The following is a 12,897-nucleotide window of genomic DNA, read 5'->3' on the forward strand; positions in this document are numbered from 1 at the left end:
TAAAATCAATTGGATAAGTAACTATGTTGCTGATGCTCGACAACTACGATTCCTTCACCTACAACCTGGTGCAATACCTGGGCGAGCTGGGGGAGGACGTGCGCGTGTTCCGCAACGACGAGATCACACTCGAAGAGGCGGCGATGCTCGCGCCGCGGGCGATCGTGATTTCGCCCGGGCCGTGCACGCCGAAAGAGGCCGGTGTCTCGGTGTCGCTGATCGAGCGTTTCGCCGGCGATATCCCGATATTGGGCGTCTGCCTGGGCCATCAGGCGATCGGTCAGGCCTTCGGCGGGCGCATCGTGCATGCGAAGCGCGTCATGCACGGCAAGACTTCGCCGATTCACCACGAAGGCAAGGGCGTTTTCGCCGGCTTGCCCAACCCGCTCACCGCGACGCGCTACCACTCGCTAGTGATCGAGCGCGCGAGCCTGCCTGCATCCCTGGAAATCACCGCCTGGACCGACGACGGCGAGATCATGGGCGTGCGCCACCGGGAGAAAGCCGTCGAAGGCGTGCAGTTCCACCCGGAGTCGATCCTGACCGAGGCGGGGCATGACCTGTTGCGCAATTTTCTGAAGCAGCAGCCCGAGCGTGCGTTCGGCGACTCGGCCTCGGATGCCGTTCCCGCCGTCACCGGACGCGCCTGATCAGCGCGCCGGGAAAGGCCGGCGCTACGCCATCTGCGCGGCTTCCTCGCCGACCAATGCTGCAGCTTCGGCGCGGGTGTAGAAGGTGCCGTCGCGCAGAAATCCGGCGACGATGGTGCCGAGCACGCGGGAAATTCGTCCGTGGCGGTCACGCGCCAGCACCAGCGGCTCCGGCAATCCATCGAGGACGTGAAACGGCGCGGGGCGTCCGTCAGCGAACGTAGAGAGATAGGTTTGCCCGCTGTCCGTGTCCCGGAAGGCCGGCCGGAACCCCAGTTGGCGGTTCTCTGCGCTCACGCCGCCCGTGCCGCGGTGGCTGGCGGTTTCCAGCTGCAGATAACGACTGCTCAGGGTCAGCATGACTGCAACCTCCTCGGGCCATGGGAACAACGGGCCCCGTGGCAATAACGCTTCACCGCACACGCCGTCGCAGGCGCGTTTGTAACGACTTGTACATTCGTCGGGATACGGCGGCGAAGCTTCCATCGGGTGGATGCGAGTCTGCCACCCAGGGATCGGCGCGCAATCGGCCGATGGCTTCATCCGCTGGTCGTACGCTGATCCGCTGATCTGAACGCCCCGGTAGCCACCTCAAGCTCCCCAACCTGTGGCCGGGTCAACGTCCCCCACCCACCAGGCGACGAGACAGAGGGGAATCCATTCGATTGACGCGCGCTCAGACAGCGCGCAGCGCCCATCCCGCCGTGGGCTGTCGCGGTATCATTCCCCATCCCCACGACCACCGAGCGGACATGAAGCCCCAGGAAGCCTTGACGCGAATCATCGAGCATCGCGAGATCTTCCACGACGAGATGCTGTCGCTCATGCGCCAGATCATGAGCGGCGAGATGTCGCCGGTCCTGATCGCCGCGATCATCACCGGCCTGCGGGTCAAGAAGGAAACGATCGGCGAAATCGCGGCCGCCGCGCAGGTGATGCGCGAGCTGGCCACCCGGGTCGAAGTCTCGGACACGGCGCACCTGGTCGATATCGTCGGAACCGGGGGCGACGGCGCACACACCTTCAACATCTCCACGGCCGCCACCTTCGTCGCGGCGGCGGCCGGTGCGCGGGTAGCCAAGCACGGCGGGCGCTCGGTCTCGTCCAGCTCGGGCAGCGCGGACGTGCTGGAATCGCTCGGGGCGAACATCAATCTCACGCCCCCCCAGGTCGCCCGCTCGATCGACGAGACCGGCATCGGCTTCATGTTCGCCCCCAATCACCACTCGGCCATGAAGCACGCCGCGCCGGTGCGCCGCGAGCTGGGCGTTCGCACCCTGTTCAATATCCTCGGCCCGATCACCAATCCGGCCGGCGCGCCCAATCAGCTGCTGGGCGTGTTCCATCCCGACCTCGTGGGCATCCAGGTGCGGGTGCTGCAGCGGTTGGGAAGCCGCCACGTGCTGGTGGTGCATGCGTCGAGCGGCATGGACGAGATCTCGCTCGAAGGCAACACCATGGTGGGCGAGCTGAGGGACGGGCAGGTGCGCGAGTACACCATCCACCCGAACGACTTCGGCCTGCGGGAGTGCGAGAACGCGGCGCTCAAGGTGGCGGATGCCGCCGAATCCAAAGCGCGCGTGCTGCAGGCGCTGGCCGGAACGCCTGGGCCGGTGCTCGATGTCGTGCTGGTCAATGCGGGCGCGGCGTTGTATGCCGCCGATGTCGTGCCGACGATCGCGGCCGGCGTGGAACGCGCGCGCGAGGCCGTGACCAGCGGAGCGGCTCGCGCCAAGCTCGATCGATTCGTAACCTTCACCCGCACGCTTTGATGTCGAGCTCGCCCACGTCTCCGCCGAATATCCTGGAACGCATCCTCGAGGTCAAGGCGCAGGAAATCGCCGCGGCAGCTGCAGCCCTGCCGTTGCCGGAAATTCGCGCGCGCGCGGCAAGCGCGACCCCGGTTCGCGATTTTGCCGGCGCCATGCGCGCCAGCCTGCGCGCGGGGCAGCCGGCCGTGATCGCCGAGATCAAGAAGGCGAGCCCGAGCCGCGGCTTGCTGCGCGACCCGTTTGTTCCGGCGCAGATCGCGGCGAGCTATCAACGCCACGGCGCCGCCTGTCTTTCGGTGCTGACCGATCGCTCGTTCTTCCAGGGGTCGGCCGACGATCTCGTGGCGGCGCGAGCGGCTTGCGCGTTACCGGTATTGTGCAAGGATTTCGTGGTCGATCCTTACCAGGTGTACGAGGCGAGGGCCTGGGGCGCCGATTGCATCCTGCTGATCGTGGCCGCGCTGGAGCCGGAGAAGATGCGCGCGCTCGAGCAGCTGGCGCACGGGCTCGGCATGAGCGTGCTGGTGGAAGTCCACGACGCAGCCGAACTGGATGCTGCCCTGGCGCTCGACACGCCGCTCGTCGGCATCAACAATCGCGATTTGAGAACGTTCGTCACCCGGCTGGAGACGACGTATACGCTGTTGGGCCGATTACCCGAGAATCGCATTGCGGTGACCGAAAGCGGCATCCTCGGGCAGGCCGATGTCGTCGCGATGCGCAGCCGCGGGGTGCATGCCTTCCTGGTCGGTGAAGCGTTCATGCGCTCGCCCGATCCGGGCGAGGCCTTGTCCCGACTCTTTTTCCCTGGAACGGCCGCGTGATCCCCGACCGCTTCGTATTGGCTTTCGATCGCGCGTTGAAGACGATCTTGGGCCCATCACGCTCGACGCGGCCGATGCCGGGCGACAACCAGCCCGAGGCCGAGCTCGATGCCTCCGAGCGCGCCAAGGCGGCTGCACTGATGCGCGTCAACCATGCCGGAGAAGTCTGTGCCCAGGCCCTCTATCAAGGTCAAGCCTTGACAGCACGCAATGCGCAGGCGAAGCAAGCGCTCACCCAAGCAGCCGAGGAAGAGGTCGAGCACCTGGCCTGGACCGAGCAAAGGCTGGCCGAGTTGAGCGGGCGCAAAAGCTTGCTGAATCCGGCCTGGTATGCAGGTTCTTATGTCATCGGTGCGGTGGCGGGGCTTGCGGGCGACCGCTGGAGCCTGGGCTTTCTCGCCGAGACCGAGCGCCAGGTGGTGCAGCATCTCAACCGCCACCTGCAGGCCCTATCGCATCGCGATGCGCGCAGCCGCGCCGTCGTTACGGCAATGAAGCGCGACGAGGCGCGCCATGCGACCACCGCGCTCTACCTGGGGGGAACCGAACTGCCGCTGCCTGCCCGTCTCGCGATGCGGCTCGCCTCGCGCGTGATGACGACCACGGCGCATTGGGTGTAACCCCGCAGCATCTGCCGGGGAACTCGACGCCGGCGCACCGCAGTCAGCCGTCCACGCCTCGCCGCGGCCGATCCGCGAGTCCCACCTCGTTGGCGGCGCCCATCAGCCGTCCAGGATTTCGTAGTTGTGGGTGATCTGCGCCGTCTTGCCCAGCATGATGGAAGCCGAGCAGTATTTTTCGGCCGACAAATGGACCGCGCGCTCGACGTGCTCCTTGCGAACGCCGCTCCCGGTCACGATGAAATGCATATGGATGCGGGTGAAGACCTTCGGGTCTTCGGGCGCGCGCTCCGCTTCGATACGCACTTCGCAGTCTTTCACCGGCTGGCGCGCCTTGCGCAGGATCGTCACCACGTCGTAGGCGCTGCAGCCGCCCGTACCGGCAAGCACTGTTTCCATCGGCCGCGGGCCGAGGTTACGGCCGCCGCCCTCGGCTGCGCCGTCCATCACGATGGCATGACCGCTCTCGGTCTCTGCCAGGAAGCAGACGTTCTCGACCCATTTGACACGGACCTTCATGGCAGCTCCCAAGCGGCGATCACAGCCGGACCCTCACGCTGTACGCCAGGTATCCGAGGACTTCGTGCCAGAAATAATAGCTCTTCATCAGCGCGCTGGCGCGGGGCAGGAAGTCGAGCAGCGATGGATCGATCGGCTCGGTCTGGCTGAAGGCCGTGGCTGCCGGGATCACGGTGAAGCCCGCATGCGCGAACGCGAGCCGTGCCCGGGGCATGTGCCAGGCGTGGGTGACCAGGTACACCGTCGTAATGCCGAGCGGGGCGAGGATGCGGTAGCTTTCTACCGCGTTGGTGAAGGTGTCGACCGAGCGCTCCTCGGTCCAGCGCACCGGGACATTCATTTCGTCCACCAGCACCGCGCGCATCTGTTGCGCTTCGGCAAGCGTGTCGCCGCGGACGCTGCCGCCCGAGACGAGCAAGGGCTTGCCACTGGCGCGCTGCAGCTTTGCCGCGTAGCGGATGCGCGTCATCGTCAGGGAATTGACGACGTCCGTGCCGTATTCGGGCGCCCACTCGTTGGTGCCGCCGCCCAGGGCGACGATCGCCTGTGCTCCCGGTTCAGCGAGGGGGTCGACGTACGCCTCTTCCAGGAGCGACAGGCAGAACGAACTGACGATCGGCGTGGAGATCAAGTACAGGAGGCCCAGTGCGACGGCCGCCGTGCCGTAGCCCCAGCGCGGATAACGCCGGCGCAGCGCCAGCCCGGCCATGGCGAGAAGCAGGAGATTCGCCGGCGGCAGAATCAGCGTCTTTACCAGCGCGAGCATGCGGGGGAGTCGAGAGAGGCGTCGAGCGAGGCGCCCGCCGGTGTCCGGCGCGAGCGCCCTGACGGGCCGGTCCGCAGCCGCCGTCGAGCGGGATCAACGGCCGCGAAAGTCGTGTGCAAGCAAACCTTTCCGGTTTGACAGTTGCAAGAGCGGTCGCCTAAAATCCGGCCTCTTTGCAACCCGGTTGAAAGCAGTACGATGCGCACGTTCTCCGCGAAGCCCGAAGAGGTCCAGCACGGCTGGTACGTCGTGGATGCCTCGAACAAGGTGCTCGGCCGCCTGGCCAGCGAGATCGCGCACCGCCTGCGCGGCAAGCACAAGGTGATCTATACCCCCCACGTCGACACGGGCGATTATATCGTCGTGGTGAATGCGGATAAGCTGCGCGTCACCGGTACGAAGGACGAGAGCAAGAAGTACTACCGCTACACGGGCTTCCCCGGCGGCATACGCGAGACGACGTTCGGCAAGATGCAGGAGCGCTTCCCGACCCGGGCGCTGGAGCTTGCCGTCAAGGGCATGCTGCCGAAAGGGCCGCTGGGCTATGCGATGCTGCGCAAGCTCAAGGTCTACAGCGGCGGCTCCCATCCCCACAGCGCACAGCAGCCCAAGACCCTGGAGATCTGATCGATGGCGACCCGAGGCCACTTCCACTACGGCACCGGACGGCGCAAGACAGCCGTCGCGCGCGTCTTTATGAGGTCCGGCAGCGGCGCGATTGTCGTCAACGACAAGCCCGTCGACGAGTTCTTTTCGCGCGAGACCGGCCGCATGGTGGTGCGCCAGCCGCTGGTGCTCACCAATCATCTCAATTCCTTCGATATCATGGTCAACGTCCATGGTGGCGGAGAATCCGGCCAGGCGGGAGCGGTCCGACATGGCATCAGCCGTGCGCTGGTCGCTTACGACGATGCGCTCAAGCCCGCGCTGCGCAAGGCCGGCCTGGTGACGCGCGACGCACGCGAGGTGGAACGCAAGAAAGTCGGCCTGCACAAGGCCCGCCGACGCAAGCAGTTCTCCAAGCGTTAGGCGGATCGCAGCCGTCCATCCAAAGCCGCCTTGAGGGCGGCTTTGTCGTCTGCGTCGCCGCACGGCGGATGCGGATATGAGCCGGCCGGGTCAGCCCGGGCAGATCGAGGGCCCGGGCCAGCCCGGCAAGTGGAATAAGCCGGGCCAAGCCCGGCGTGGAATAAGCCGGGCCAAGCCCGGCGTGGAATAAGCCAGGCCAAGCCCGGCGTGGAGACGATCGCACATGGTGACGGCTGGAATCGTAGGCGGTACCGGGTACACAGGGGTCGAATTGCTGCGGCTGCTCGCCCGACATCCGCAAGTGAAGCTGCACGCAATCACCTCCCGCGGCGAGGCCGGAACGGCGGTCGCCGACATGTTTCCGAGCCTCCGTGGCGCAGTGGATCTTGCTTTCGTCGATCCGGCGCAGGCCGCGCTCGAGCGCTGCGATGTGGTGTTTTTCGCTACGCCCAACGGCATCTGCATGCAGCAAGCAAGGCCGCTGCTGGCAGCCGGGGTACGCGTGATCGATCTCGCCGCCGATTTCCGCTTCCGCGACGTGGCAACCTGGGAGACCTGGTACAAGATGAAGCACGCTTGTCCCGACCTGGTCGCGGATGCCGTGTACGGGCTGCCGGAGATGTATCGCGCCCGCGTGCGCACGGGCCGGCTGGTCGCCAACCCCGGCTGCTATCCGACCTCGGTTCAGCTGGGTTTTCTGCCCCTCATCGAAGCCGGCGTGGTCGATTTCGATCATCTCATCGCCGATGCCAAGTCCGGCGTGAGCGGTGCCGGCCGCAAGACCGAAGTGCACACCTTGTTCGCCGAAGCGGCGGACAACTTCAAGGCCTACGGTGTGCCGGGCCACCGCCATCTGCCTGAGATCGCACAGGGCTTGTCCGCCATGGCCGGACGGGCGATCATGCCCGTGTTCGTTCCCCATTTGACGCCGATGATCCGCGGCATCCACGCCACGCTTTACGCGCAGCTGACCCAGCCGGTGGATCTGCAGGCGCTGTACGAAAAGCGGTACGCGAACGAGCCGTTCGTCGACGTCGTCCCGGCCGGTTCGCACCCCGATACGCGCAGCGTGCGGGGCGCGAACACCTGCCGTATCGCTGTCCATCAGCCGCAAGGAGGCGAGACCGCGGTGGTGCTCTCGGTTATCGACAACCTGGTCAAAGGCGCCGCCGGTCAGGCGGTGCAGAACATGAACATCATGTTCGATCTGCCCGAGACCGCCGGGCTCGAAGGGCTCGCGCTGCTGCCGTGAAGCCGGGGTGGCTCAAGCGCCGGTTCGGCCTTCACGCCCGGCGCGTTGCCGTAAGCACGAGCATGCCGTGGTATCTGCGTTGGCTCGCGCACGGATTCCTCGTCGTATCGATCGTCGGGCTCGTCTGGATCTCCCTCGAACTGCGCGGGTCCGACGCATTCGTCGGCGGCGAAGACGAGGGCGTTCTGACCGGACTGCGCAGCCAGATTGCGGACCTGGAGAAGGCGAATGCCAGTCTGAAGAGCGAGCTCACGATACTCGAGCGGCAACGGCAGATCGAGCGCGCTTCCTATGCTGATCTCGCCCGGCAGGTGAAGGAATTGACGCACGAGAACGCGCGGCTGCGCGAAGACGTGGCGCTGGTGCAGGCGATATCGGCCGCCGATTCGAAAGTCGACGGCGTCAAGGTAAGCAGCGCGCGGGTCGAGCCGAATTCCGTGCCGGGCGAGTACATCTATCGCATCGTGCTCTTGCAGACGGGATCGCGCAGCAAGCATTTCCACGGGCATTATCAGCTGGTGGTCAATCTGCTGCACAATGGCGAGCGCCGCGGCATGACGCTGCCGGGCCCGGGGAATAGCGGGGACGCGCCTTATCAGCTCGACTTTCGCGTCCATCAGCGCATCGATGGGACCTTCCGAGTGGACCCGGGCGCGGTCGTGCGCAGCGTCGAGTTGCGCGTATTCGAAGGCCGGCAGTCGCAGCCCAAGCTCATGCAGACGGTTACACTGTCGTGAGCGGCGAGGATGCGCCCCGCCGCATTTCGCAATCGCCCAGGGAGGAGCCATGTTCGGAGCCAGGCAAACCAAGCCCAATGGCCGTATCGACACGCTGATCGGCGCCGGTTCGCGCGTGGACGGCGACGTTCATTTCGCCGGCGGGCTGCGCATCGACGGTACGGTGAAGGGCAACGTCATCGCGGATGATGCCGGCACCGTGGTGCTGTCCGAGCATGCGAGCGTCGAGGGCGAGATTCGGGTCGCGCACGCAGTCATCAACGGCAAGGTGATCGGGTCGATCTACGGCGCCGAAACCGTCGAGCTGCAGTCCAAGGCCGACGTCTGCGGAGACGTGCACTACAAGACGCTGGAGGTCCAGATCGGTGCCATCGTGCAGGGCCGGCTCGCGCACGAGGCCGAGCAGCGCGGCGCCGACAAGGTGGTCTCGCTCAAATCGGGGGCGGTCGATTGACCGTGCGAACGCGCTCGGCGGATAATGGTCTTATCGTTTTCAGCCAGGCTCGGACATGAATGCAATCAACGAAATCCCTGCGAACGCAGTGGTGCTTAGCGACGCCGCGGTGGGTAAGGTCAAATCGCTGATCGACGAGGAAGGCAATCCAGAGCTCAAGCTGCGCATCTTCGTCACCGGCGGTGGCTGTTCCGGCTTTCAGTATGGCTTCACCTTCGATGAGAACGCGGCCGAAGACGACACTGCCATGGTGAAGGACGGCGTCACCTTCCTGGTTGATTCGATGAGCTTCCAATACCTGATGGGCGCGGAAATCGACTACACCGAGGGCATCGAAGGCGCGCAGTTCGTCATCAAGAATCCGAACGCCACTTCAACCTGCGGCTGCGGGTCGTCGTTCTCGGCCTGAGCGCGATCCGGTTCGGCGGACAGGAGGTCTCGGCCTCCTTTTCTCATGCCGGATAAATGCAACCGAGCACGCGCGGGCCGCGCGCTCCGGTGACCTCGGGCACATTGCCGGGCCGGCCTGCCAGCGCCTCGCGGGCAAGCCAGGCGAAGGCGAGGGCTTCCACCCAGTCCGGATCGACGCCAAGCAGCGCCGTCGATGCCACCTTGCGGCCGGCGAGCAACCGGGCGATACGCTCGACCAGATCCACGTTGGCCACTCCCCCGCCGCAGAGCAGCACTTCGTTCGCCCCGGGGCAGTAGCGCGCGATGGCCGAGGCCAGCACCGACGCGCTCAACTCGGCGAAGGTGGCCTGGACATCTTCGCGCCGGTATTGGGAGCGCAAGTGAGCATGCGCCCACTTCAGATCGAAGTACTCGCGCCCGGTGCTCTTCGGCGGAGAGCGGGCAAAGTAGGGATCGGCCGCCAGGACCGCGAGCAGATCGGGCAGGACTTCGCCACTTGCGGCCCAATGACCCGCAGCGTCATAGGGCGCTCCGAGATGCTGCTCGACCCATTCGTCCAGCAGTGCATTGGCCGGGCCGCAGTCGAAGCCTGTAATGGCGCCGGTCGCAGGCAACCAGGTCAGGTTCGCAATGCCCCCCAGGTTGACGATGACCCGATCCACCGACCGGTGGCGGAACATCGCCGAATGAAATGCGGGCACCAGCGGCGCACCCTGGCCGCCGGCTGCCACATCGCGGCTGCGGAAATCGCATACGACGGCGATCCCGGTCTGCTCGGCCAGCAACGCGCCGTTGACCAGCTGGATGGTATAGCCGCGTTCGGGGAGATGGCGCACCGTCTGTCCGTGACACCCGATCGCCAGGATCTCGCTCGCCGACTTCCCTGCGTCGCGCAACAGCGCCTCGACCGCACGTGCATAGTGCGCTGTGAGCTCGTTTCCGGCCACAGCACTGCGGGCGAGTTCGTCCTCGCCGGGTTGCAGCAGCGTCTTGAGCTCACTGCGCAGCGGCGCTGGAATTGCGCCGTAGTAGGTGCTTACCATAAGGGCGCGCAGGGAGAAATCGGCGAGAACGGCATCGATGCCGTCCAGGCTCGTCCCGGACATGAGGCCGATGTAGAGATCGGACGCCATGAGGCTTGCGCACGAAGTTCGAGTGGGGCGCGTCGACAGTGCGCCGCCGGCCGTGCAGGTCAGCGCGTTATCCCCCTAATCGAGCCGGGCGATCGCAACCTGTCGCATCAACGCCATCTGGTGGGCCAGTGGGCGTGCCTGTGCATCGAACGCGGCTCGCAGCTCACGCGTGATCGGCACCGCCTCGGGCAATACCACACGCAGCGGATCGTGCTGCACACCGTTGATGTGGAATTCGTAGTGCAGATGCGGCCCGGTTGCCATGCCGGTCTGACCCACGTAGCCGACGTATTCGCCTTGGGCCACACGCGCGCCCCTGCGAATGCCTTCGGCGAAGCGCGACAAATGCGCGTAATAGGTGCTGTACTTGCCGGCGTGTTTGACGATTACGAGGTTGCCGTAGCCACCCTTGCGGCCGGCGAAGGTCACGACGCCATCGCCGGTGGTGCGCACGCGGGTGCCGGTGCGTGCGGCGTAGTCGATGCCACGGTGCGCCGTCCAGGTCTTCAGGATGGGATGGAAGCGGGCGCGGGAAAAGCCTGACGAGATGCGGGAGAACTCCAGCGGCGAGCGCAGGAAGGCCCTGCGCAGGCTGCGGCCCTCGGGCGTGTAGTAGCCGCCGTGGCCGTCGCCGGCGTCGAACCAGATTGCCTGGTAACTCTTGCCCTGGTTGACGAATTCGGCGGCGAGCACGCGCCCGGCCTTCACCATCTCGCCCTTGTGATAAAGACCTTCGTACACCACGGCGAAACGGTCGCCGCGACGCAGATCGCGGTGGAAATCGATATGACTGGAGAATATCTCGGCAATCTGGATCGCGATCGCGTCGGACAGGCCGGCCGCATCGGTGGCGGCGAACAGCGAGCTGCGGATTTCGCCCGAAGCCATGAGCGGCTGGCTGTCGAGCTGCGCGGGCTGCTCGGTGACTTCGAATCCATTCTGGTCGCGCTGTACGCTGAACAGCGTGCCGCCGGGCGTGAGGTAGGTGAGACTGCGCATCTGACCGTCGGCATCGGTCTCGGCATGGACGCTGCGTCCGGGTCGAAGCTGGGTCAGCGCCCGCACGTCCTTCGAGCTGCGCAAAAAGCCGACCGCCTCCGGATCGTCCACCGCCAGGCGCGAAAGCAGCGCCGCTACGGTGTCGCCGCGCTCGATACGGCCTTCGCGAACGAAGATGGTTTGGGGGGAATCGTCGATCGAGGTCAGCGGCGGAAGGGTGACTTCCTGCACAATGCGCTCGAATTGAACCTTTTCGACGAGAGTATCGGGGGCGACGCCGAAGGCTGCCACGACCCCGAAACACGGTATTCCGGCGGCGATGGCCAACCACAAAGCCTTCCGGCTTCCTCCCCGTTTGTGAGCTAGAATCACCGCCTTAGCGTTTTGCATCCGGTTTCCCGCGGGGTTGGACGCGCGAAAGAGTAAACAGAAAAGTCACACTCGTCAACAGGGTTTACCGTATCGTGAAATCCCGTGCGTCCAATTCCCTATCTCCTGCTGAGGAATTGGCGATCATTCGTCATCGCAGTGACGAGATTCTGATCGAGTCGGAGCTGCTTCAGCGCCTGGAAAAGCGGCAGCCATTACGGGTAAAGGCGGGTTTTGATCCGACGGCGCCCGATCTGCACCTGGGCCATACCATTCTCATAAACAAGTTGCGCGAGCTGCAGGAGCTGGGGCATACGATCCTGTTCCTGGTGGGCGATTTCACCGGCATGATCGGCGACCCCACCGGAAAAAATGCGACCCGGCCACCGCTTACGCGCGAGGCGGTGGCGGACAATGCGAAAACCTACACCGATCAGGTGTTCCGCATCCTCGATCGCGACCGAACGCAGGTCGTGTTCAATTCCACCTGGATGGACAAGCTGAGCTCCGCCGACATGATCCGCCTCGCCGCGACGCATACCGTGGCACGGATGCTCGAGCGCGATGATTTCGGCAAGCGTTATCGCGCCAACCAGCCGATCGCGATCCACGAATTCCTCTATCCCCTGGTGCAGGGCTACGACTCGGTCGCCCTGCAGGCGGATCTCGAGCTCGGCGGCACCGATCAGAAATTCAACCTGCTCATGGGTCGCGAGCTGCAAAAGCACTACGGCCAGGCGCCGCAGTGCATCCTCACCATGCCGCTGCTGGAAGGTTTGCACGGCGTGCACAAGATGTCGAAGTCGCTCGGCAATACCGTTGGCATCACCGATGCGCCGGACGACATGTTCGGCAAGCTCATGTCGATCTCCGACGAGCTGATGTGGCGCTATCTGGAGCTTCTTTCGTCCGAGCCGCCGGCGACGTTGCGGCACTGGCGCGACCAAGTCGCGCAGGGACGTAACCCGCGCGACATCAAGGTCCTGCTCGCCAAGGAACTGGTCGCGCGTTTCCATAGCGCCAAGGCGGCGGATGCGGCCTTGGCGGAGTTCGAAGCCCGGTTTCGCGCCGGCGCGATGCCAAAGGACATGCCCGAGATCGTGCTCGATGCGCCTGCGAATGGACTGCCCATCGCCCAGTTATTGAAGCAAGCGCACCTTACGCCGAGCACTTCGGACGCGCTTCGCCTCATCGACCAGGGCGGCGTGCGCGTCAACGGCGAGCGCGTTTCCGACAAAGCCTTGTTGCTTGCTCCCGGCGCATCGTTCGTGGTGCAAGTCGGCAAACGCCGCTTTGCCCGGGTCGCGTTGAAGACCCGTGAGCTCGCCGGTTGAAGCGCGGGTTGCGATAGCGGTGGTCGAG

At 65.3% G+C, this 12,897-nt stretch carries 16 protein-coding genes; 11 read left to right on the forward strand and 5 right to left on the reverse strand.

What is annotated here, in order from left to right; translation table 11 throughout:
• Nucleotides 1–23: 23 nt before the first annotated feature.
• Nucleotides 24–650 carry an anthranilate/aminodeoxychorismate synthase component II gene (locus GEV05_10810; protein ID MPZ43877.1) on the forward strand — a complete coding sequence of 209 codons (627 nt, stop codon included), beginning with the start codon at nt 24–26 and terminating at the stop codon, nt 648–650.
• A gap of 24 nt (nt 651–674) precedes the next feature.
• On the opposite strand, the gene GEV05_10815 is transcribed toward GEV05_10810, so the two are convergent.
• Nucleotides 675–1,010 carry a hypothetical protein gene (locus GEV05_10815; protein MPZ43878.1) on the reverse strand — a complete coding sequence of 112 codons (336 nt, stop codon included), beginning with the start codon at nt 1,008–1,010 and terminating at the stop codon, nt 675–677.
• 392 nt (nt 1,011–1,402) lie between these two features.
• On the opposite strand from GEV05_10815, the gene trpD reads away from it, so the two are divergent.
• From trpD to coq7, 3 genes are read left to right on the forward strand one after another with little or no spacing between them, the layout of a single operon-like run.
• Nucleotides 1,403–2,422: an anthranilate phosphoribosyltransferase gene (gene trpD, locus GEV05_10820; GenBank protein ID MPZ43879.1), complete on the forward strand. Its 1,020-nt coding sequence runs from the start codon at nt 1,403–1,405 to the stop codon at nt 2,420–2,422.
• Nucleotides 2,422–3,246: an indole-3-glycerol phosphate synthase TrpC gene (gene trpC, locus GEV05_10825; protein ID MPZ43880.1), complete on the forward strand. Its 825-nt coding sequence runs from the start codon at nt 2,422–2,424 to the stop codon at nt 3,244–3,246. The genes trpD and trpC overlap by 1 nt, the downstream gene beginning before the upstream one ends.
• The gene (gene coq7 / locus GEV05_10830; protein MPZ43881.1) at nt 3,246–3,866 is read left to right on the forward strand and encodes a 2-polyprenyl-3-methyl-6-methoxy-1,4-benzoquinone monooxygenase; all 621 of its coding nucleotides are present in this window, start codon (nt 3,246–3,248) and stop codon (nt 3,864–3,866) included. The genes trpC and coq7 overlap by 1 nt, the downstream gene beginning before the upstream one ends.
• Nucleotides 3,867–3,968: 102 nt before the next feature.
• Here the strand turns inward: coq7 and GEV05_10835 are convergent, their stop codons facing one another.
• Nucleotides 3,969–4,385: an OsmC family protein gene (locus tag GEV05_10835; GenBank protein ID MPZ43882.1), complete on the reverse strand. Its 417-nt coding sequence runs from the start codon at nt 4,383–4,385 to the stop codon at nt 3,969–3,971.
• 19 nt (nt 4,386–4,404) lie between these two features.
• Nucleotides 4,405–5,151 carry a YdcF family protein gene (locus GEV05_10840; protein ID MPZ43883.1) on the reverse strand — a complete coding sequence of 249 codons (747 nt, stop codon included), beginning with the start codon at nt 5,149–5,151 and terminating at the stop codon, nt 4,405–4,407.
• A 198-nt stretch (nt 5,152–5,349) separates the two neighbouring features.
• Here GEV05_10840 and rplM point away from each other — a divergent pair, with 198 nt between their 5' ends.
• From rplM to erpA, 6 genes are all read left to right on the forward strand, one after another.
• A complete protein-coding gene (gene rplM / locus GEV05_10845) occupies nt 5,350–5,778 on the forward strand; it encodes a 50S ribosomal protein L13 (protein ID MPZ43884.1) in 429 nt (142 codons plus the stop codon).
• 3 nt (nt 5,779–5,781) lie between these two features.
• Complete coding sequence (gene rpsI, locus GEV05_10850) at nt 5,782–6,180, forward strand: 30S ribosomal protein S9 (protein ID MPZ43885.1); 399 nt, start codon at nt 5,782–5,784, stop codon at nt 6,178–6,180.
• Nucleotides 6,181–6,403: 223 nt separating this feature from the next.
• Nucleotides 6,404–7,432: an N-acetyl-gamma-glutamyl-phosphate reductase gene (locus tag GEV05_10855; protein MPZ43886.1), complete on the forward strand. Its 1,029-nt coding sequence runs from the start codon at nt 6,404–6,406 to the stop codon at nt 7,430–7,432.
• Nucleotides 7,433–7,494: 62 nt separating this feature from the next.
• Nucleotides 7,495–8,169 carry a hypothetical protein gene (locus GEV05_10860; protein ID MPZ43887.1) on the forward strand — a complete coding sequence of 225 codons (675 nt, stop codon included), beginning with the start codon at nt 7,495–7,497 and terminating at the stop codon, nt 8,167–8,169.
• Nucleotides 8,170–8,218: 49 nt separating this feature from the next.
• Nucleotides 8,219–8,623, forward strand: a complete 405-nt coding sequence (locus tag GEV05_10865) for a cell shape determination protein CcmA (GenBank protein ID MPZ43888.1) — start codon at nt 8,219–8,221, stop codon at nt 8,621–8,623.
• Between the two features lie 55 nt (nt 8,624–8,678).
• Nucleotides 8,679–9,032, forward strand: coding sequence for an iron-sulfur cluster insertion protein ErpA (gene erpA, locus GEV05_10870; GenBank protein ID MPZ43889.1), 354 nt, complete (start codon nt 8,679–8,681; stop codon nt 9,030–9,032).
• A 43-nt stretch (nt 9,033–9,075) separates the two neighbouring features.
• Here erpA and GEV05_10875 read toward each other — a convergent pair whose 3' ends face one another.
• Together GEV05_10875 and GEV05_10880 are read right to left on the reverse strand one after the other, a co-directional pair.
• The gene (locus GEV05_10875; protein MPZ43890.1) at nt 9,076–10,167 is read right to left on the reverse strand and encodes an anhydro-N-acetylmuramic acid kinase; all 1,092 of its coding nucleotides are present in this window, start codon (nt 10,165–10,167) and stop codon (nt 9,076–9,078) included.
• 75 nt (nt 10,168–10,242) lie between these two features.
• Nucleotides 10,243–11,556, reverse strand: coding sequence for a peptidoglycan DD-metalloendopeptidase family protein (locus GEV05_10880; protein MPZ43891.1), 1,314 nt, complete (start codon nt 11,554–11,556; stop codon nt 10,243–10,245).
• 74 nt (nt 11,557–11,630) lie between these two features.
• Between GEV05_10880 and GEV05_10885 the strand changes: the two genes are divergently transcribed.
• Entirely contained in the window at nt 11,631–12,869 is a 1,239-nt protein-coding gene (locus tag GEV05_10885) for a tyrosine--tRNA ligase (GenBank protein MPZ43892.1), read from the forward strand.
• Nucleotides 12,870–12,897 lie beyond the last annotated feature (28 nt).

The organism is Betaproteobacteria bacterium (assembly GCA_009377585.1).
GTDB lineage: Bacteria > Pseudomonadota > Gammaproteobacteria > Burkholderiales > WYBJ01 > WYBJ01.